The sequence below is a fragment of the Tardiphaga sp. P9-11 genome (assembly GCF_008329525.1).
Taxonomy (GTDB): domain Bacteria; phylum Pseudomonadota; class Alphaproteobacteria; order Rhizobiales; family Xanthobacteraceae; genus Tardiphaga.
Genome location: NZ_NPKQ01000004.1, coordinates 304,803 through 325,820, shown reverse-complemented (window position 1 = coordinate 325,820; position 21,018 = coordinate 304,803). Strand labels below are relative to the sequence as shown.

Annotated in this window: 18 protein-coding genes; 9 read left to right on the top strand and 9 right to left on the bottom strand. The window is 60.9% G+C overall.

Annotated features, from left to right (window positions below; genetic code table 11):
- Nucleotides 1-113 precede the first annotated feature (113 nt).
- From alr to CIW50_RS16920, 3 genes are all read left to right on the top strand, one after another.
- Nucleotides 114-1,301, top strand: a complete 1,188-nt coding sequence (gene alr, locus CIW50_RS16930; protein WP_149532378.1) for an alanine racemase — start codon at nt 114-116, stop codon at nt 1,299-1,301.
- A 154-nt stretch (nt 1,302-1,455) separates the two neighbouring features.
- Complete coding sequence (locus tag CIW50_RS16925; protein ID WP_149532377.1) at nt 1,456-2,184, top strand: sulfite exporter TauE/SafE family protein; 729 nt, start codon at nt 1,456-1,458, stop codon at nt 2,182-2,184.
- Between the two features lie 486 nt (nt 2,185-2,670).
- Nucleotides 2,671-6,144, top strand: coding sequence for a bifunctional diguanylate cyclase/phosphodiesterase (locus CIW50_RS16920; RefSeq protein WP_149532376.1), 3,474 nt, complete (start codon nt 2,671-2,673; stop codon nt 6,142-6,144).
- 94 nt (nt 6,145-6,238) lie between these two features.
- Here the strand turns inward: CIW50_RS16920 and map are convergent, their stop codons facing one another.
- The 5 genes from map to CIW50_RS16895 all read right to left on the bottom strand — a co-directional run bounded on the left by map (nt 6,239) and on the right by CIW50_RS16895 (nt 10,081).
- A complete protein-coding gene (gene map, locus CIW50_RS16915) occupies nt 6,239-7,018 on the bottom strand; it encodes a type I methionyl aminopeptidase (protein ID WP_149532375.1) in 780 nt (259 codons plus the stop codon).
- Nucleotides 7,015-7,227 carry a ParD-like family protein gene (locus tag CIW50_RS16910; protein WP_149532374.1) on the bottom strand — a complete coding sequence of 71 codons (213 nt, stop codon included), beginning with the start codon at nt 7,225-7,227 and terminating at the stop codon, nt 7,015-7,017. Before CIW50_RS16910 ends, map begins: the two co-directional genes overlap by 4 nt.
- A gap of 163 nt (nt 7,228-7,390) precedes the next feature.
- Nucleotides 7,391-7,753 carry a hypothetical protein gene (locus tag CIW50_RS16905; protein ID WP_149532518.1) on the bottom strand — a complete coding sequence of 121 codons (363 nt, stop codon included), beginning with the start codon at nt 7,751-7,753 and terminating at the stop codon, nt 7,391-7,393.
- A 264-nt stretch (nt 7,754-8,017) separates the two neighbouring features.
- The gene (locus CIW50_RS16900) at nt 8,018-9,223 is read right to left on the bottom strand and encodes a glycosyltransferase (RefSeq protein ID WP_149532373.1); all 1,206 of its coding nucleotides are present in this window, start codon (nt 9,221-9,223) and stop codon (nt 8,018-8,020) included.
- A gap of 3 nt (nt 9,224-9,226) precedes the next feature.
- Nucleotides 9,227-10,081, bottom strand: coding sequence for a hypothetical protein (locus CIW50_RS16895; RefSeq protein WP_149532372.1), 855 nt, complete (start codon nt 10,079-10,081; stop codon nt 9,227-9,229).
- Between the two features lie 438 nt (nt 10,082-10,519).
- Here CIW50_RS16895 and radA point away from each other — a divergent pair, with 438 nt between their 5' ends.
- From radA to CIW50_RS16865, 6 genes are all read left to right on the top strand, one after another.
- Nucleotides 10,520-11,980 (top strand): DNA repair protein RadA, encoded by a 1,461-nt coding sequence (gene radA / locus CIW50_RS16890; protein WP_149532371.1) that lies wholly within the window; start codon nt 10,520-10,522, stop codon nt 11,978-11,980.
- A 238-nt stretch (nt 11,981-12,218) separates the two neighbouring features.
- On the top strand, nt 12,219-12,851 hold the full coding sequence (locus CIW50_RS16885; protein WP_149532370.1) for a CvpA family protein: 633 nt from the start codon (nt 12,219-12,221) through the stop codon (nt 12,849-12,851).
- 35 nt (nt 12,852-12,886) lie between these two features.
- Entirely contained in the window at nt 12,887-14,380 is a 1,494-nt protein-coding gene (gene purF / locus CIW50_RS16880) for an amidophosphoribosyltransferase (RefSeq protein ID WP_149532369.1), read from the top strand.
- 182 nt (nt 14,381-14,562) lie between these two features.
- Nucleotides 14,563-15,303: an SDR family NAD(P)-dependent oxidoreductase gene (locus CIW50_RS16875; protein WP_149532368.1), complete on the top strand. Its 741-nt coding sequence runs from the start codon at nt 14,563-14,565 to the stop codon at nt 15,301-15,303.
- A gap of 160 nt (nt 15,304-15,463) precedes the next feature.
- Complete coding sequence (locus CIW50_RS16870) at nt 15,464-16,594, top strand: NHL repeat-containing protein (RefSeq protein WP_149532367.1); 1,131 nt, start codon at nt 15,464-15,466, stop codon at nt 16,592-16,594.
- A gap of 182 nt (nt 16,595-16,776) precedes the next feature.
- On the top strand, nt 16,777-17,589 hold the full coding sequence (locus tag CIW50_RS16865) for a class I SAM-dependent methyltransferase (protein WP_149532366.1): 813 nt from the start codon (nt 16,777-16,779) through the stop codon (nt 17,587-17,589).
- A gap of 104 nt (nt 17,590-17,693) precedes the next feature.
- On the opposite strand, the gene der is transcribed toward CIW50_RS16865, so the two are convergent.
- The 4 genes from der to CIW50_RS16845 all read right to left on the bottom strand — a co-directional run bounded on the left by der (nt 17,694) and on the right by CIW50_RS16845 (nt 20,969).
- Complete coding sequence (der, locus tag CIW50_RS16860) at nt 17,694-19,094, bottom strand: ribosome biogenesis GTPase Der (protein ID WP_149532365.1); 1,401 nt, start codon at nt 19,092-19,094, stop codon at nt 17,694-17,696.
- A gap of 153 nt (nt 19,095-19,247) precedes the next feature.
- Nucleotides 19,248-19,808 (bottom strand): hypothetical protein, encoded by a 561-nt coding sequence (locus CIW50_RS16855; RefSeq protein WP_149532364.1) that lies wholly within the window; start codon nt 19,806-19,808, stop codon nt 19,248-19,250.
- Between the two features lie 83 nt (nt 19,809-19,891).
- Nucleotides 19,892-20,545 carry a tetratricopeptide repeat protein gene (locus CIW50_RS16850; protein WP_149532363.1) on the bottom strand — a complete coding sequence of 218 codons (654 nt, stop codon included), beginning with the start codon at nt 20,543-20,545 and terminating at the stop codon, nt 19,892-19,894.
- A 169-nt stretch (nt 20,546-20,714) separates the two neighbouring features.
- On the bottom strand, nt 20,715-20,969 hold the full coding sequence (locus CIW50_RS16845) for a hypothetical protein (protein ID WP_149532362.1): 255 nt from the start codon (nt 20,967-20,969) through the stop codon (nt 20,715-20,717).
- Between the last annotated feature and the right edge of the window lie 49 nt (nt 20,970-21,018).

Genomic DNA, 21,018 nt, shown 5'->3' with positions numbered 1-21,018 from the left:
GCGTGCGGTTGAACCGGGTCTGACGCCCGCTTATGGTGCGGCGCAGAAGATTGATCGCGTGATCCCATCGCGTGATCGCACTGCCTGCCTGATCTGTGTGCCAGGACATTTCGATGAACAGCGTCTCCGACCCGAAACCGACAACTCCGGTCGATATGGAGTTGCCCGCAGACGCCAGCGGTATCCTGACCATCGATCTCAACGCCATCGTCGCCAATTGGCGCAAGCTCGAAAAGCACGGCGTGCCCGCCGAATGCGGCGCGGCAGTGAAGGCCGACGCCTATGGCTGCGGCATCACGCCGGTGGTACGCGCGCTGGCCAAGGCTAGCTGCAAGACTTTCTTCGTCGCCACCTTTGATGAAGCCCGCGCCGCGCGCGCGGCTGCGCCTGACGCGGCAATCTATCTGCTGAATGGCTTCCCGCCCAATTCCGGCGATGCGCTGGCCGCCATCAATGTGCAGCCCGTGATCGGCGACCTCAACGAACTCGCCGAATGGGACATGTTCTGCCGCCGCACCGGCTGGAAGGGCGGCGCGGCCGTGCATGTCGACACCGGCATGAACCGGCTCGGTATCAGTCTTGTCGATGTCCAGGGCCTGATCCCGCGCCTCGGTTCAGGCGATCACGGCTTCACGCTGGTGATGAGCCACCTTGCTTGCGCTGAACAACTGCACCATCCGATGAACGCGCGGCAATATTCCAGTTTCCGCGAAGCGTCTTCACTATTCTCCGGCGTGCCGGCATCCCTCGCGAATTCGTCAGGCATCTATCTCGGCGCGGCGTATCAGTTCGATCTGATACGTCCAGGTGCGGCACTCTATGGCGTTAATCCGACGCCGGAAGCCGACAACCCGATGGCGCCCGTGGTCGATCTCAAGGTGCGCATCCTGCAGACCCGCAACGTCGACAAGGGCGACAGCGTCGGCTACGGCGCCACCTGGACCGCGCGACGTCCGACCAAGCTTGCGATCATCTCGGCCGGCTATGCCGACGGCTATTTCCGCGCCGCCGGCAGCAGCGACGGCACCCGCGGCGCCGAGGTCATCATCGCCGGGCAGCGCTGCCCAATCGCCGGCCGCATCTCGATGGATTTACTGGCCGTCGATATCACCGACCTGCCCCACAACGCCGCCCGCCGCGGCCATCTGGCGACGCTGATCGGCGACGGCATCACCGTCGACGAACTCGCGCATCACTACGGCACCATCGCTTATGAAGTGCTGACCAGCCTCGGCCGCCGCTACCTGCGGGTCTACAAGGGCGGCGACAGCGCCGCCCCCGCGCCCGCTGCCGCGTCCTAGACGTCGACCTTGACGCTAAGTTCGATCTCGCATGCAGGCAGACCGCCGCGCACGCCCCAGTTCTCCAGTTGGCATCGCCCTCTCTCCCATCGGATCGCTTGCACCTTCACGACCGGAGCGCTCTTGTAACGTCCCGCGCTTGGGGAATCGCGCCGTGAACTTTATCTTCGTCTGCACGGTCGGCCTGATCGCCGGCACCATCTCCGGGATCGTCGGCACCGGCTCGTCGATCATGCTGATGCCGGTGCTGGTCTATGAATTCGGCCCCAAGCAGGCCGTGCCGATCATGGCCATCGCCGCCGTGATGTCCAATCTCTCGCGCATCGCGGCCTGGTGGCGCGAGGTCGACTGGCGCGCCACCGCAGCCTATTCGCTCACCGGCGTTCCCGCAGCAGCCCTGGGCGCACGGACGCTGCTGGTGCTGCCGTCACACGTGGTCGATCTCACCATCGGCCTTTTTTTCATCGCCATGGTGCCGCTGCGCCACTGGCTGGCGCGGCGCTCCTTCACCATCGGTCTGTGGCAACTCGCGCTTGGCGGCGCGATCATCGGCTATCTCACCGGCATTGTCGTCTCCAGCGGTCCCCTGAGCGTGCCGCTGTTTCTGTTTTACGGCCTCGCCAAGGGCGCCTTCCTCGCCACCGAAGCCGCGAGTTCGCTCGGCCTCTATCTCAGCAAGTCCGTCACCTTCCAGCAATTCGGCGCGCTCAATACCGACGTGCTGGTGAAAGGCCTGATCGCCGGTGCGTCGCTGATGGCCGGCGCGTTCATCGCCAAACGCTACGTGCTGAAGCTGAGCGTCGAGGCGTTCCGCCTGGTCATGGACGCCATCATGATCGTGGCAGGCGTGAGTATGGTGCTGTCGGGCATGGCGCTGATTTAGGGCGTGCAGGCGCAAATCGAGGTTCGTATGTCCGCTATCCGGCGAATTGCAGGCCCAAACAGGACATCGTCTCGAGCCCGAAAAGCGCCAAAGAACAAGTCGTATGATTGATGGTGCTTCGCATCAACTTCCCGGACGCGCTTTTGGGTGCCGCTTGGGCCGGTTCAATTGAACGGAAACTGAACGAGCGACGCGGCACGCAAGAGACGGGATTTCCAGACAACAGCCCGTTGCAAGCCGGCGCTGTTTAAAGTTGTATCTATCACTTACAAGAACGTGCGACCGACGTTCATAGAACGACGAGGAACGAGCCACAGGCATTTAGGATCTCGCGGACCCGCATTTCCGCTGAGCGCAGTGCAACATAATGCTTCGCCCCGCCGCCTACAGTAATGCCAATATTTCCAACCTATTATTAAGGTTCGTCATCCACGCTGAAATCCGGAATTTCATTTGTTTCATTTGTAACGACTACGTGGACGCTTCATGCGTGCGTTCTATGGAAGGCTGGCCCGACTGCCAGGATTTTCATTAGTAGTGCTCGGCGTCTTCTTTGCGGCGTCGATCATCGTTGTGTTTCTGGTGGATCTGCAGGCACGCCATCATGCGGCGCTTTCCGAGGCAAAAAAAGCGACACTGAACATCGCCGAGATTCTCGCCGAGCACACAGCGCTGACCTTTGAGGGAATCGATCGAACACTGCTCGAAGCCGAGAGAATTCGCGAAGATAGTCTTTCGGGAAAGTATGCAACACCTGAGGCCGCAAATACCGCCTTGCGTCTTCTGAAGAAAGCCTCATCGATCGTCGTTGCCGTCGGCTGGACAGATGCCGCCGGTAACCTTCTGGCACATTCCTACGATCCCACGCCGCCGCGAGGCAATGTCTCCGACATGCCGCACTTCACCGCTCAACGCGATCAGGCCAATAGCCAACTGTTTATCTCGCCACCCTATCTCTCGGCTGTCACCGGAAAATGGTTCACGGCGGCGTCGCGCCGGTTAAGCAATGCCGACGGCAGCTTCGCAGGAGTCGCAATTGCGCCGCTCGACCCTACCCATTTCACGCAGGTCTATCGCGCGATCGATGTCGGCAAAGGTGGATCCGTGCTGCTGCTGCATCGCGCGGGAACGGGGCGGGTTCTTGCGCGAGAGCCTGCGATAAAGGGAGCCATCGGAAAATCTTTCGCGGATAGCCCGCTCGTCTCCGAATATCTGCCAAAATCAGAAGCCGGTTCCTACGAGACGATAGGCGTTATCGACGGCATCGCGCGCATCGCAGGATACAAGGCTGTGCCCGGACTGCCGCTGGTCCTGGTCATTACATACGCCCGCAGCGAGGTGCTGGGACCGTGGCGCCAACATCTTTACATGGTTGGCCCGCTCGTCGCTATGATCGTTGGCGTCATCTTGCTCGGCACGTTTCGGATCGTGCGCCAGACAAATAGTCTTGCCGTGAAAACAAGGATTCTGGAACGAACGAACATGCAGTTCGATGCTGCCTTGAGCAACATGTCGCTAGGGCTCTGCCTGTTTGACGCGAACAAGAATTTGGTGGTTTCGAATGGCCGCTTCCGCGAGATGTACGGTTTCCCGGAAGAACTCGTCAGGCCCGGAACGCCCTTGCCTCGCATGCTGCAGGCCCTCAAAGATCGCGGAAAGCACGATTTGTCCATCGACGGCGATGTTCAGGAGATTCCGACAAAGCAAAAGCAGATTTTTATGTCTGCCGACGGTCGCGTGATCTTAATTCAACGCAGGCCGATTGCGGATGGCGGATGGGTCGCAACCCATGAAGACATCACCGAGCAGAAACGTGCACAGCGATTGTTGACTGATAAAGCTGCTGAACTCGAGCGGATCAACATGCGCTTCGACGCCGCGATGAACAACATGTCGCAGGGGCTTTCGCTGTTTGATAGCAAGCAGAGGATCATTCTTTCAAATGCTCGCTATGCGGAAATCTATCACCTCAGCGAGGAACAGGTGAAGCCAGGCACGACGCTGCGGCAAATCATCGAATACCGCCGGGCGGAGAGGACAAACTGCGAAATGGCTGCGGACGTGCTTGTCGACGTCAAACTGAAACTCGAGAAAGAGGTCCAGGAGCTTGTCGATGGGCGCCTCATTTCGATGACGCGCCATCTGATGCCGAACGAGGGGTGGCTCGCGACTCATGAAGATGTCACGGCGCAAAAACACAGGGAGCAATTGCTGGCCGCGAAAGCCGCGGAGCTGGAGCAGACGAACGAACGGTTCGACATTGCGCTGGGTAACATGTCGCAGGGTCTCTGCATGTTCGACGGAGCGAAACGGCTCGTTGTCTGGAATGATCGCTATGCGGAACTATACCAGTTGCCCGCAGCTTTGCTGAAAGTCGGCACACCTCATGAGGCCATCATCGCCGATCGCGTCTCCCGTGGCATTCTCAAGGGCGGGACGAGCGAACCAGCCATCAGGAAAAAGATAGCTGAGTTGGGCCAGCATTCGACAGATTCAAGCTCGGCCAGGGTGGATGAATTTGCGGATGGGCGATTGATGCTCGTCACCCGACAGCCGATGAAGGACGGCGGTTGGGTTGCAACGCACGAAGACATCACCGAACGGCGGCGCGCAGAGGCCGAGATCGTTCACCTGGCGCGTCACGATGCGCTCACGGGGCTTGCCAACCGAACATTGTTTACCGAGAAACTCGAGGAGGCGAGCAAGCGTCTTGGCCGCCATGACAGTGGCTTTGCCGTGGTCATGCTCGACCTCGATAAATTCAAGACCATCAACGACACGCTGGGACATCCCGCTGGTGATCGTATGCTCGTTGAATTCGCTCAACGGCTGAAAGCATCGACTCGCGAAACCGACGTAGTGGCCCGCCTTGGGGGTGACGAGTTTGCGATCATCCAGGACGGTGGACCCAATCCGCAGGAGGGTGCAATCGTGCTGGCCCTCAGGATCATTGATGCCATTGCTCAGCCATTTGATCTCAACGGCCATCAGGCCAGCATCGGGACCAGCATTGGAATTGCCCTCGCTCCGGAACATGGCGTCGACCCCGAAGACCTGTTGAGAAAGGCGGATCTCGCGCTCTACGACGCCAAGACGGGCGGGCGAAACGATTTCCGCCTGTTCCAGTCCGAGATGATCGAGGCTGCCCACTCGCAGACGGTGTTGGCAAATGAACTGCGGGACGCGATCGCACGAAATGAATTCGAGCTGCACTATCAGCCGGTGGTTGACGCCAAGACGCGGCAGATGCGTGGCGCTGAGGCGCTGGTCCGCTGGCGGCATCCATCGAAAGGACTCATCTCTCCCGATCAGTTTATTCCACTCGCGGAAGCGACGGGGCTGATCCTTCCTCTTGGCGAGTGGATTCTGCGCCAGGCTTGCACGGACGCAGCATCGTGGCCGGCTCACCTCAAGATCACGGTCAACATCTCTGCGGTTCAGGTCAGCAAGGGAAACCTGCTCGATGTCATGCTGGATATTCTGATGGAGACGGGTCTTTCGCCTGAACGGCTGGAGTTGGAGGTGACGGAGACGGCTCTTCTGGAGAACGCAACGGCGCATCTGGGGACGATACGGCAGCTCAAGAATCTCGGCATCTCCATGGCGCTCGATGATTTTGGCACCGGCTATTCGACGGCGAGTTATCTGACCAATTTCCCGTTCGACAGGATCAAGATCGACAAGTCCTTCGTACAAGGCGTTCCCAATCGCCGCGATTGCGCAGCGGTGGTGTCTTCGGTGCTAGCGCTGGCCTGTGGTCTGGGGATCGCAACGACGGCAGAGGGTGTCGAGACCGAAGGGCAATTTGAATATCTGCAAGCTGCAGGCGTCGACCTCGTCCAGGGCTTTCTGTTCGGTCGTCCCGTCCCGCTCTCCGAATTCTGCCTCGATGTGGCAGTTTCATTTGGAGATAGTTCTGACGGCAAGTCATGCACAGGGATTGTCACCGCAGGGAGATGATCCCTGCGCTTCAAACGGCGATCAGGTGGGCCGCGCCACTGCTGCAACGAAGCGCGACATCGGCCACAGCTCCGGAAGCGTCATTCGGATTTGGCTACACGCTTATAAGTCCACGCCCCGGTTCGTCCGGACGCAACGTCAGCACCGACACGCCGGAAGCAGTCACGGCAACGGTGTGCTCGAACTGTGCGGACAGCGATCCGTCTCTCGTCACAACGGTCCAACCGTCCGCCTCTGTTTTCACAGTCCGTCGGCCGCGATTGAGCATCGGCTCGATCGTGAACACCATGCCCTCGCGCAAGGCGAGGCCAGTGCCCGGCTTGCCGAAATGCATCACCTGCGGCTCTTCATGCATCTTGCGGCCGATGCCGTGACCGCAATATTCGCGCACCACCGAATAGCCATTGCGCTTTGCATGTCGTTCGATCGCCCAGCCGATGTCTCCGAGCCGCGCGCCTGGGCGAACCGCCTGAATGCCCATCCACATCGCCTCATAGGTGGTCTGGACCAACCTCCTGGCGGCCGGATTCACCTCGCCAACGAGATAGGTCTTGCTGGAATCTGCGATATAACCGTTCTTCTCGAGCGTGATGTCGAGATTGACGATGTCGCCGTCGCGAAGCACGTGCGATGGCGATGGAACACCGTGGCAGACCACGTCATTCACCGAGGCATTCAACACAAAGCCATAGCCATATTGGCCCTTGCTCGCGGGGCGGGCCTGAAGATCGTGGACGATGAATCGCTCGACCATCTCGTCGATCTGAAGTGTCGACATGCCGGCGAGCGAGGTTCGATCCAGCAGACCGAAGACGGACGCCAGCAGCCGGCCGGCTTCAGCCAGCAACGCCAGTTCTTCGGGCCGCTTCGTCATGCTGCACCGACAGCCATCGGCTGAGCCGAAACGCCCGCAGAGCTAAGTTCGCGCTTTATGATCTCGTTGAAACTGAGCGTCGGATTGGTCTCGCACAGCATGCCGATCTTGATCCAATAGGCGGCCTGCGCATTGATCGACCGAAACGATACGGTGCTGGCCTTGCGCACCTGATCGTGCAGATCGTCATCGATGTTCACAATGCCCACGCGGACCTCCGTATATGATTCGTGCATGAAACATATATGCACCGCATGCAGGAAAGCCCAGGGCGGTTTATCCTGACCGCCGCATCGGCGACCTCCCCCCAAACGCCAATCGGCCGCCCTGAGGCGGCCGATTGCAGTCCTGAAAATCTGGGCTATCCGCGGCTTAGTAGCCGTATCCGTAGCTTGAGCCGAAGTTGAAGCCGCGATTGCAGGTCGAGCAGCCCTGCTGCACCGGTGCGTAATAGACCTGCGCCGGTGCGACCATCTGAACGCGGTGCTGGGTGGCGTATTGCGCCGGGATCCGCTCGTAGTCGACGCGCGCCGGTGCGACCATTACGGTCTTCGGCACCATCACGGTTTCGTACTGGGCCGGCGTGCGATGTCGGACGGTGCGGCCGGGAGCCACCATCACCGTCTCTTCGACGGTGCGATACTGCGGCGGCACCACTTGCTGCTGATAGCAGGTCTGGCACGGCGGCGGCGGCGCGTAACAATTATAGCAGCCTGCCGAGGCAACACCGGGCATCGCCATTCCGGCGACAGTGGCGAACAGTGCAGCAGCAATCAATTTTTTCATGATCAGGTCCCGTGGCGAGCTGGTTTGAAATGGAGGCGTATCGCTTTGATGCGCGACACTTAGCCAAGCATCACTGCCGGTCAACGCGGTCCTGATATTTACCTTGATGAACGTGCTTAAGAATTGATGAGGGCGGTTCTCTCAAACCTCAGGTTTCAAAGGACGTATCTGGAACTGTGCACGCTCGATAGCAATGCATCGCACACAGAGAGCTCAACCACGCCAGAATCTCGCCCATTGACGCAACTTTCTCGCAAATCGAACAGAGCGTGCGGATTCGTATGATCGAACCACTCTTTTACACTCGGATAGCTCGATGGAACGATCAGATAGCTCGATCGTGCGACGTGCTAACACATCATTCAGCTCGGTCGCCTGGTTTCGCAATCGCTGCACCTCTTCCATCCAGGGGATTCCGGCTTGCGTCCGGGGTAACCAGTCACTGTTGAATTTGATCTGCTCGGCGCGAAACGTCTCCCGGTTAAAATCCCGCTCAGGTCGCCATTGGGAGATCGTCGATGAGTAGATGCCTTCAAGCCGAGCTACCAGGCAATCCAGGCCTGCCTCCGAGCGCACCTTTTTGCTGACGACCGCTGCATCCAGTGGATCGTAATCTTCTATTGCACCGATCAACAATTCCAGCGTCGGATCGCGTTTCAGCAGACCCAGACCGAAATTCAGCCGACGTCCGTTTTCGAAATTCCGGGACGTCACGAGCCCGCCGAAACCGCGACCATCGACCAGTATGACGGCCGCACCGACCGCCATCGCTTCCAGCGCCGTTCGCGCTGTCGCGAAAACGAGATCGTTTTCTGCGAAGACCCGCTCGATATCGCCGATTGGCCGGCCAACCCCGTGTCCGTGTAATTCGAGCGGGATGCCTTTGACCCGGCAGGCTTCAACGATCAGCTCAATCGGGCCGCTATGCTTGACCAGGGAAACGGCACGCGCCGGCCGCGCCGGCAGAGGCGTGGTGCGCGTCTGAAATCGTCTCAGATCGACCGCATTGGGCAAAATGTCGATCCTCTCAGGCGCCACCCCTTCGGTTACGAGGCGGGAACGACACGTGTCATCAACAGCAAAAATGCGCCTCACCTGCGTAAAGGGAGGAAGCTGATCAAACCAGGACTGCGCACCGTGACAGACCCATATTGCGGGCACGGAGGGAAACGCGATGATAGCTTCAGCTGTCGGCAGCGTGTGATGTCCATGGATGATGTCGGGAACGCCATCGAATTCCCGCAAATCGTCGATCACCCGGATATCGTCAGATCGCACTTCATTCGCGAATTCGCCTAGCGCAGGAGCATATATGGTGACCTCGTGACCTGCCTCGCCAAACCTTTGAGCCAGATCCCGGACGACAATTTCGGTGCCAGACCTGTGCGAGAGCTGGATATTTGTGAAGAGGATCTTCATTCTTCAAATTTCGAAACTCTTCGCCAACTGGGCGAGGATAGCTTCAACATGCCTCCACCGGATAACCTCGCGATAAACCCCTCTTTGAACGCGTTCTTCGCCGTACTGCTCATAAAGCGGCTTGATCTGCGGTTTCTCCAGCAAGAGCTTGAGATCCGGAGGCACGAAGAAATACTCCGCACCCAAAGCATGCAGACCTTCAATTTTCGCGATTTCCTCTCTCTCTCCATCTATCCCGGGATATCCCTCGATAGCGCGTTGCTTCGCACGAAGTTCGTCCTCCGATAGTTCGACGACACCGACACACTTTCCCATATCGCTGGCGCCAGAGATTGCGTTTGGAACAACCATATATTGGAGCACCGTTATTTCTCTTTTCAGAGCTAGCGAGGCGTGCTGCGCGGCGATCCGCCCCATGACATGAGCCAGATCATGGCTCACCGAATAAAGCTGCCATCCATCGACAACCAGAACCGTGACCTCATTTGCAATCAAGGTATTAATGGTCACGCGGACGAGATGCTCCATTCGCGATGCATCGCCTGCCAGGACCTGTGAATACAACTCGCGGTCCAAGAGATCGCCAAATATGCTGGCGCGCCGCCCACTCATGGACTCGATCAGATCCGACGTGGCCACCAATCTTGCGCTATCGGTGCCGGAGCGGGCCCCCGTGGTCAGAACGAAGCAGAGCGGTTTCTGTTGGGATAGCCATCCATGGATTCGAAGCTCGTGACCCGGATGCGCGGAGAAAAATGCAGAACTGGTTGAAATCATCATGCAATTATTGAACGAGAACACCACTGAATGGGGGACTTGCGCGATCAGACCATCGCCAGCCCCATTTGGCGCGGCCAAATGATCGCTGCGCTAACATGAAATCAAGCAAGAACAGATGGAAGCCCGAGCGTGGCGAAACAACCATCCAGGACTTCGCTATGGTTGGAGTGCGCACGCTTTGCTCAAATCGTGAGATCGACCAACTCACTCCGGTTTAAAGGCACTCCCCCCTCCGCTTATAGCAGAATCCCTCCTCTCTTTCGTCTGCCGGAATTACGGGCGAGGCGTATAATCGCCACATGGCAAATGCACCTCCTGCGGCGAGCCCCATTGACGCAAGCGCTGCAGCTTCGAAGCAAGGTAGCTGAGACCCCCGCTGGATGGCCGGCGTCTGTCGTTGGATTACAGTAACCGATCATACAGAGCGCCCCTGCACTGCGATGAAACGGCCGCTTCGTCCGGCATTTCATGCTATCCACCACCCTACCTCCCCCTAACCCCGATTCCCTCACCCTCATGGCCAAAAACCTCCTCTCCTTCGTCTGCCAGAATTGCGGTGCCGCCTATAACAAGTGGCAGGGCAAGTGCGACGCCTGCGGCGAGTGGAATTCGCTGGCCGAGGAGGACACCACCGGCGTCACCACGATTCCGGTCAGTGCGCGCTCCAAGCGCAAGGGGCGCACCTTCAATCTCGAAAGCCTGACCGGCCAGAGCAATGACGCACCGCGCATTCCCTCGGGGATGGGCGAGCTCGACCGCGTCACCGGCGGCGGTTTCGTGCGCGGCTCGGTACTGCTGATCGGCGGCGATCCCGGCATCGGCAAGTCGACCTTGCTGACGCAGGCCACCAGCCTGATGGCGCGGGCCGGCCACCGCGTGGTCTACATCTCCGGCGAAGAAGCTGTGGCGCAAGTCCGGCTGCGCGCGTCGCGTCTGGGCCTCGCGGACGCCTCGGTGCAGCTCGCGTCCGAAACCTCGGTGGAGGATATCGTCGCCACGCTGTCCGAAGGTACGGTGCCGCGGCTGATCGTGATCGACTCGATCCAGACCATGTGGACCGACACGGTGGAATCCGCGCCGGGCACCGTGACCCAGGTCCGCGCCTCGGCGCAGGCGCTCATTCGCTTCGCCAAGAAATCCGGCGCCACCATCATCCTGGTCGGCCATGTCACCAAGGACGGCCAGATCGCCGGCCCCCGCGTGGTCGAGCACATGGTGGATGCCGTGATGTCCTTCGAGGGCGAAGGTTCGCAGCAGTTCCGCATCTTGCGCGCGGTGAAGAACCGCTTCGGCCCGACCGACGAGATCGGCGTGTTCGAAATGACCGGCCTGGGCCTGCGCGAGGTGTCGAACCCCTCCGAACTGTTTTTGTCGGATCGCGATTTGGGTTCACCCGGCACCGCCGTGTTCGCCGGCATGGAGGGCACCCGCCCGGTGCTGGTGGAACTGCAGGCTCTGGTTGCGCCGACAACGCTGGGCACTCCGCGCCGCGCGGTGGTCGGCTGGGATTCATCCCGCCTGTCTATGGTGCTAGCGGTGCTGGAGGCGCATTGCGGGGTCAAGTTGTCGGGCTACGATGTCTATTTCAACGTCGCCGGCGGATTGCGCATTAACGAGCCCGCCGCCGACATGGCCGCCGCCGCAGCTTTGGTGTCGTCGCTCTGCAACGCGCCGCTACCGCCGGATGCGGTCTATTTCGGCGAAATCTCGCTGTCCGGTGCGGTCCGCCCGGTGGCGCAGACCTCGGCGCGGCTCAAGGAAGCCGCGAAGCTCGGCTTCGGCCGGGCAGTGCTGCCGGAATCGGCGCGCGGTGACCCCGGCGGCGACGCCGGACTGTCTCTCAATACCATCGGAGGCCTCACCTCGCTGGTCGCCGACATCGCCGCGCGCGGCGTAAAACCCACGCGCGACAACAGCAAAAGCACAGATGACGAGAAAAATACCGCACCGGCGCGATTCAAGCGCCGAGACGGCTGACGCGCGGGTGACCTGCGCGGCTACGGCCGCTATAGAATGCGCGCGCAACCAACTGCGCAGATGTGCAACACGCTCCGTTAAGGCATTTTGCCCAAAGCGGAACAATGGTGTGATCTGGTGTGCTCTTGCGGCCGATAGCGGTTTTCCGGCCTTGCGAGACGTGCCATATCACCGTCACCTGAAGCGGCAGCCTGTGCCGATTCGCGGTTTCTGATTCACGAGCGGACCTGACCAGCCGATGCCGATCACGATTCTCGACCTTGTCCTGCTCGGCGTCATGCTGATCTCTGGCCTCCTGGCCATGGTCCGCGGCTTCATGCGCGAGATCCTGTCGATCGCAGCCTGGGGCGCCGCAGCGCTGGTCACCCTGTTTGCTTTCCAGAAGCTGCTCCCGACCGCTAAAACTTATTTCAACAACGATACCGTCGCCAGCATCGTGGTGGTGGCCGGCGTGTTTATCGGCACGCTGATCGTGGTCTCGATCATCACCGTCCGCATCTCCGACATGATCCTGGATTCGCGCATCGGTGCGCTGGACCGCACGCTGGGCTTCCTGTTCGGCCTTGCCCGCGGCCTCCTGATCGTGGTCGTCGCGTTCCTGTTCTTCTCATGGCTGGTGCCGGACAAGCAGCGTCCGGACTGGGTCACAGGTGCCAAATCGCGGGTTGTGCTGGAATCGACCGGCAATTGGCTGATGGCGCTCTTGCCGGATGACCCTGAAAACACCATCTTGAAGAGGTTCAAGAAAAACAAACCCGATGAGGATACGACCGACGCCGAGCCCACAGCGCCCGGCGCCGCGGATGGCTATTCCAAACCTGCCCGCGACAGCCTGAAAAAGCTGATCGATGGCAAACCGGCGGGACGCTAGGCGTTCTTAGTTTCTCGCGACACCTGAAAGGCGCGATGGATCCGATGCAGAGCCCTTCCGACGACGCGAGCACCACCATGCGTAATCCTGACTTAGACGGCGACATGCTCCGCGAAAAATGCGGTGTATTTGGTATTTATGGACATCCCGATGCAGCGGCGATTACGGCGCTCGGGCTCCACGCCCTTCAGCATCGCGGACAGGAGGCTGCCGGCATCGTCGCTTTCGACGGCAAGCGCTTCCATTCCGAACGCCGCCTCGGCCTCGTCGGCGACACCTTCTCCCGCCGCGAAGTGATCGAGCGCCTGCCCGGCACTGCCGCCGTCGGCCACACCCGCTACTCCACCACAGGCGAAACCATTCTCCGCAACGTCCAACCACTGTTCGCCGAACTCAATGCCGGCGGTTTTGCAGTCGCCCATAACGGCAACCTCACCAACGGTCTGACCCTGCGCCGCGAACTCGTGAAGAACGGCGCGATGATGCAGTCGACCACCGACACCGAGGTGATCCTGCACCTCGTCGCACATTCCAAGCGCAACCGTTTCATCGACCGCTACATCGAAGCACTGCGCGCCATCGAAGGCGCCTATGCGCTGGTGTCGCTGACCAACAAGAAACTGGTCGGCGCCCGCGATCCGCTCGGCATTCGTCCGCTGGTGCTGGGTGACCTCGATGGTTGTCCGATCCTCGCCTCGGAGACCTGCGCGCTCGACATCATCGGCGCCAAATATGTCCGTGACATCGAGCCAGGCGAAGTCATCGTGTTCGACGAAAGCGGCGCACAGAGCCACAAGCCGTTCGCGCCGCAAGCGCCGCGCCCCTGCATCTTCGAGTATATCTATTTCGCGCGCCCTGACTCAATCGTCGGCGGACGCTCGGTCTACGACACCCGCAAGGCGATGGGCGAACAGCTTGCCCGCGAGACCCATGTGGAAGCCGACGTGATCGTGCCGGTGCCGGACTCCGGCGTGCCTGCCGCGATCGGTTATTCCCGTGCCTCGGGCGTGCCGTTCGAACTCGGCATCATCCGCAATCACTATGTCGGCCGCACCTTCATCCAGCCGACCCAGAGCGTGCGCGAACTCGGCGTGCGCATGAAACATTCGGCCAACCGCGCCGCCATCGAAGGCAAGCGCATCGTGCTGATCGACGACAGTCTGGTGCGGGGCACCACGTCGAAGAAGATCGTCAAGATGATGCGCGACGCCGGCGCCAAGGAAGTCCACTTCCGCATCGCCTCGCCGCCGATCACCCATCCGGATTATTATGGCATCGATACGCCGGACCGCGCCGGCCTCCTCGCCGCCACCCACACGCTGGAAGAAATGCGCGATCTGATCGGCGCGGATTCGCTGGCCTTCGTCTCGGTCGACGGCATCTACCGCGCCATGGGCGAATCGGGCCGCGACGCAGCGCATCCGAAATTCGCCGACCACTGTTTCACCGGCGACTACCCGACCCCGCTCACCGACATGAGCGAAATCGACGCCCCGCGGCAGCTCTCGCTGCTGGCTGAGGCGAGCTGACCACTCAAACTCTCGTCTCGTCCCCGCCTAGTGCGCCGAACGCGCATGCGGAGCGGGGATCCATAGCCTCCATCGGTTTTGTGTCGCTCAGGATTAGACATGAGCGCGTTCCCGCATCATAACTCTCCGCGTGTATGGATCCCCGCCTTCGCGGGGATGACGCCTGAGAGTTACGAGTTGTCATGACCACCCCCCTCGCCTCCCGCATCGCCCTCGTCACCGGCGCCTCGCGCGGCATCGGCTATGCCACCGCCCTCGCATTGGCCAAGGCCGGCGCGCATATCGTTGCAGTGGCCCGCACGCAAGGCGGCCTTGAAGAACTCGATGACGCGATCCGCGCCGAGGGCGGCAGCGCCACGCTGGTGCCGCTCAACATTACCGATCTCGACGGAATCTCGCGCCTTGGCGCCGCGCTCCATGAGCGTCATGGCAAGCTCGATATTCTGGTCGGCAATGCCGGCGTCGCAGGCCCCTCGTCGCCGCTCGGTCATATCGAGATGAAGGCCTGGAACGACACCGTGGCGACGAACCTCACCGCGAATTTCCAGCTCATTCGCTGCATGGAGCCGCTGCTGCAGCAGTCCGATGCCGGCCGCGCCGTGTTCGTCACATCCGGCACCGCCAACAAGGCCTCCGCCTATCGCGGCCCCTATGCCGTCTCCAAGGCTGCGCTGGAAACGCTGGTGCGGGTCTGGGCCAACGAGACCGCCACCAAGAACATCCGCGTCAACCTGTTCAATCCCGGTCCCGTACGCACGCATATGCGCGCCATCGTGATGCCTGGTGAAGACCCCGAAACGCTCGACACGCCGGCACAGGTCGCAGAGCACATCGTGCCGCTGTGTCTGCCGTCATGGACCGAGACCGGCAAGTTCGTCGACTACAAAACCGGCAAGGTGATGGGCTTCCACGCACCGGCGTAGTGCCGATCAGTAGGATGGGTAGAACGCCTCCGCTCTACCCATCCTACACAATGCAGAACGCCGCGCGTCTTCACTGCGCCGCAAGATTGACTCTTCCCTACCGCCGGACTTCACTTCCTCCCAAGCGGGACAACCCGCACCGAAAATCAGGGAGGTCGTCATGGCATCGCCAACTCATCGCACGCGGTCGCTGCGCATACTTGCAGCAGCACTCACCTTCGCCGCGCTGTCATTCGCACCTCTCCCCTCCCGCGCCGCCGACATCCCCCGCTTCCAGGTCGATGCCTCCTGGCCAAAGCCGTTGCCGAACAACTGGATCCTCGGTCAGGTCGGCGGCATCACCACTGACAAAGACGGTCATGTCTGGGTGATCCATCGCCCGAAGTCGCTGACCGATGACGAGAAAGGCGCAGCGCTCAATCCGCCACGCTCGAAATGCTGCGTCTCCGCACCGCCCGTTCTGGAATTCGATACCGACGGCAATCTGCTGCGCTCGTGGGGCGGCCCCGGTGAAGGTTATGAATGGGTCGGCCGCGAACACGGCATCGAGGTCAGCGACGACGGCTTCGTCTGGGTCGGCGGCAATCTCGACAACGACAATGCGATCCTGAAATTCACCACCGATGGCAAGTTCGTGATGCAGATCGGCAAGATCGCGCCGAGCAAGGGCAGCAACGACACCACGCAGCTTGGCAAACCCGCCGAGACCGCCATCGACAAGGACGCCAACGAGATCTATGTGGCGGATGGCTATGGCAATCGCCGCGTCATTGTGTTCGACGCCACCACCGGCGCCTACAAGCGGCACTGGGGCGCCTATGGCAACAAGCCCAATGACGACAAGCAGGCGGCCTATGATCCCAACGCGCCGGTGTCACAGCAATTCGCCAATCCCGTACATTGCGTGAAGATCGCCAATGACGGCCTCGTTTATGTCTGCGATCGCATCAACAACCGTGTGCAGGTGTTCAAGAAGGACGGCAGTTTCGTGAAGGAGTGGTTCTACGAGAAGGCTACGCTCGGCAACGGCGCGGTGTGGGATCTCGCGATCTGGCCCGATCCGAAGCAGAGCTGGCTCTTGACCGCCGACGGAGAGAACAACGAGATCCGCGTGCTCAATCGCGACGACGGCAAGGTGGTCGGCACGTTCGGACGCAACGGCCGTCAAGCCGGCCAGTTCCACTGGATTCATGCTATGGCCGTGGACGCCAAGGGCAATGTCTATACGGCCGAAGTCGACACCGGCAAGCGCATCCAGAAATTCAAGCTGGTGTCTGATGCGCTGAAGTAGTCATCGTGACACGTTATGACTACTGAGTGGACACATGAGCGCGCATCCATCCATAGCCGGATGGATGCAAGTTGAACGAAGGCAGGGTCGTTTATCTGCAAGCTTGTCATAACGCATCGCGCGCCCGAACGCGCAATATATGCTAATCTCTCGAGCCATCAAACGGACGACGGGTGATAGCGATGTTGGAAACCGACAAACTGTTCGCCGGCTCGATTCCGGAAAATTACGACCGCTATATGGTGCCGTTGATCTTCGAGCCGTTCGCCGCAGATCTTGCGCAACGAGCGGCGTCTTTCTCGCCAAGCGCCGTTTTGGAAATCGCCGCCGGCACCGGGGTTGTCACCCGCGCGTTGGCGCCAAAATTGTCTCCTGGTGCAAGCTATATCGTAACCGACCTCAACCAGCCGATGCTCGACTACGCCGCGTCGCGACAAACTCCGGACAATCGCATCACATGGCGCCAAGCGGATGCTCTGGCGCTCCCGTTTGAAAATGCAGCCTTCGACCTCGTCTGTTGTCAGTTTGGCGCGATGTTCTTTCCCGACCGCTCATCGGCCTACCGCGAAGCAAAGCGAGTCCTGAAGCCCGGAGGGCATTTCTTATTCAACGTCTGGGATCGTATCGAGGAGAATATATTTGCGGATGATGTGACGAATGCTCTCGCCGAGATTTTTCCGAACGATCCGCCGCGCTTTCTGGCGCGCACACCGCACGGCTACCACGATACGGCACTGATCCGCAGCGAGCTGGAGGACGCAGGCTTCTCCCTCGTGACGATCGAGACGAAAGCCGAACAAAGCCGTGCATCCTCGCCGCGCCTTCCAGCCGTTGCTTATTGTCAGGGAACTGTTCTTCGCACCGAAATCGAAGCCAGAGACGCTGGGAAACTGGAAGCTGCAACCGACCGCGCCGCATCCGCGATTGCTCACCGACATGGTAGCGGTGAGGTTACGGCCAAAATTCAGGCGCACGTGATCGTGGCTGTGGTCTGAGCGTCGGAATATCCTGTTCCGGCACTTCGCGATAATTCGTCGCGACGCAACAGTTGCGTCGCTTTCGAAGCTAAGTGGACATGAACCGAATTTATGAGCGCGCTCTAGTTCGGCCGTTTCCGCTTATGCGCAAACGGATTGGCCTTCTCGCGCAGCGTGATGCGGATCGGCGTGCCCGGCAGGTCGAACGCCTCGCGCAGCGTGTTGGTGAGATAGCGCAGGTAGCTCGTCGGCACCGCATCGGCGCGCGAGCAGAACACCACGAAGCTTGGCGGCCGTGCCTTGTTCTGGGTGACGTAGTTTAGTTTCAGCCGGCGACCCGATACCGACGGCGGCGGGTTCTTGTCGATCGCATCCTCGAACCAGCGATTGAGGCCGGCGGTGGGAATGCGGCGATTCCAGACCGCATAGGAATCCTGTATCGCCTTCATCAGCCGTTCCACGCCCTCGCCCATCAGGCCGGAGATCGCAACGACCGGCACCCCCCTGATCTGCGGCAACAAGTGATCGGCATCGGTGCGCAGCGCACCAATCTGGCCGCCCTGCTTCTCGACCAGATCCCATTTGTTGACCGCAAGCACCAGCGCGCGTCCCTCACGCTCGACCAGATCGGCGATGCGCAGATCCTGCTCCTCGAACTTGTTCTGCGAGTCCATCATCAGCACGACGACTTCGGCGAAACGCACCGCGCGCAGCGTATCGGCAACGGAGAGCTTCTCCAGCTTCTCCTCAATGCGCGACCGACGGCGCAGACCCGCGGTATCGAAGATGCGGAAGTCGCGGCCCTTGTAGTTGAGCTCGACCGAAATGCTGTCGCGTGTGGTGCCCGCTTCCGGCGAGGTCAGCAGCCGCTCTTCACCGAGCAGATAGTTGATGGTGGTCGATTTGCCGGCATTGGGGCGGCCGACGATGGCAACGCGGATCGGCCGCGTCTCGATCTCTTCTTCGGGAATGATGACGTCGTCATCATCGAATTCTTCGGGCTCTTCGACCGGCTCCGGCATCAGCACGCGCAGCGCGTCATAGAGCTCGCCAAGGCCTTCACCGTGTTCCGCGGAGATCTGGATGGGATCGCCGAGCCCGAGTGCATAGGATTCCATGGCACCGACTTCGCCGTGCTTGCCTTCGCTCTTGTTGGCGAGCAGCAGCACCGGCTTGTTCGCGCGACGCGCGAAATCCGCAAAGGCGCGATCGTTCGGTGTGAGGCCCGCGCGCGCGTCGATGACAAAGAACAGCGCATCGGCCAGCGCAATCGCCGTTTCTGTCTGCTCCTGCATCCGCGCGGTCAGCGAGCCCTTCGGACCTTCGTCGAGACCGGCGGTATCCACCAAGGTGAATTCGAGATCGCCGAGCTTGCCTTCGCCCTCGCGGCGGTCGCGGGTGACACCGGGGGTGTCATCGACCAGCGCAAGCTTCTGCCCGACCAGACGGTTGAACAGCGTGGATTTGCCGACATTGGGTCGGCCAATGATGGCAATCGTGAAAGGTGCTTGAAGTGAAGACATAGGTGATCCGTGCGCCCTTTACGGACAGCCTGTCAATGAGAGGGAGCGCGATACGACAGCGTTTTCCGGCGACGTGGTTGCCGGTTCGCGTGAAGAAAACGCGTCAAAACAAGAATCTAGAGGCCGCGTTGCGATCAGATTGGAACGCAGCCTCTAGCGCGAGAAACTACCCGACGGCACTGGTGCCGGGAATGGTGTGGTGGCTTGCTGGGCAGGCGCTGTCGGTGCTGCTGCCGGCTCGTCCGGCGGCGGCGCGGTGGTGCTGCGACGGCGAGCGACCTTCTTGCCTTTCGGTGGCGGCGGCGCTGCGGCGGTGCTGCCTTCCTCGGCGGCTGCGGCATCAGGTTCTGCGGCTGGCGCTGCGCCATCCTGGCTCACGGTGCCGACCTGAACCGAGCCACGGCCCTTCGCCTTGCGGCCCTTGGGCTCCGGCGCAGGTGCCGCCGGCTGCGGCGTTGCCGCTGCGGCAGCCGCGGCGTCCTGCGCGCGCTGGCGCTCGGCATTCTCCTTGTAGAGATCCTTCGGCACACCCTGCTCGAGGCCCGGGACCCCATCGGGGAAGACCGGCTTGCGGTCGCCGGGCAGCTTCTTCTTGGTATCCAGGAAGTCGAGCAAGTCAGCAGGATCCCAGCCGGACATGCTGCCGCAGCCCGAGAGCGCTGACGACAGCGCAATCAGGACGGCAGCGGAAACGAGGCGTTGCATCGGGCGCATGGACGACTTCTCACTCAACTCATGATCTGAACGATCGGCTTCAGGTCAGCTCTAATTCAGCTCTTGTCTTGCTCAGCGCTGCTTTAGCTCTTGGCTGCCGGCGGCAACAGCGCCTGCAACGCTTCGGCGCGGGTGCGCAGGCTCGCCGGCGTCTCCGCGTCGTTGGACATCATGTCCAGCCACTGCCGTGTCGCCACGGCGTTGTTGGCCTTCCATGCCGATAGCGCCAGCAGTTCGCGCGCCGAATGGCGATAGGTGCTGGTATTGGTGGTCGCCGGCTCCAGGCGCGTCAGCATCGCCTCATAGGGCGAGGTCTCCAGCAGCAGGCTGCCGGCGCGGATCCGCGCGAGATCCTGCTCGGGTGCAGGAACCGTGCGGTCGGCGATGATGTCGTCATACAGTTTTACCGCGGCCTGCGGGTCGCGCGACACGGCTTCGGCAGCGGCGCGCAAGCGCGCCAGCGTGCGATAGCCGGACGGCGCCTCGGCCGCGAGCTTGGTGAAGGCGGCTTCCGCCTCGGCATGCTTGTTCTGCTCGGCCAGTTCAGCCGCGCGGTCGAATGCCGCACCGGCCTCGCCAGCCTTCTTGGCCTCGAGATAAGTGTAGCCGCGCCACCCGCCGACGCCGACCACGATCAGAATCGCGACTGCGATGATCAGGAGCGAGTACTTCTCCCAGATCTTCTTGAGCTGCTCGCGACGCAGGTCTTCGTCGACTTCATTAAATAATTCAGACACTTAAAGGTATCCTGTCCCCGATGGGCCGCGCTCACCCCGAGCGGCGCCGGGCATTGCGCCTCGGCATGGCGGCGGCGATACCCTAGCGTTATGGCGCTGGCAAGGCAAAGCCAGCGCGATCAAGGCGTTATCCCGAAATGCTTAATTTGAACCGATGCTTCTGAAAGCGTCAGTTCATACCGCCAGCGCCGCCGCTGGTGCGGCCATTGGCATTGGACCCGGCGCTGTTGTCGCCGAAGGCCGAATTGGCGTTGTTGCCGCCCAGCGCCGCATTGCCGCGAGTGTCATTGAGCGGGTTGGTGATCGGACGCGGCTCTTCGACCCGATAATGGGGCTTCCGCTCCCTTTTGGCGGGCTCGGCCTGGGAAACCGCGGGAAGCAGCGCCAGCACGGCGACAAAGCTCAGGAATTTCAAGGCCTTCATAGTCATCATCCTTCGCATCTGCCCCTGCATTTCAACCCCAAGCTGGCCG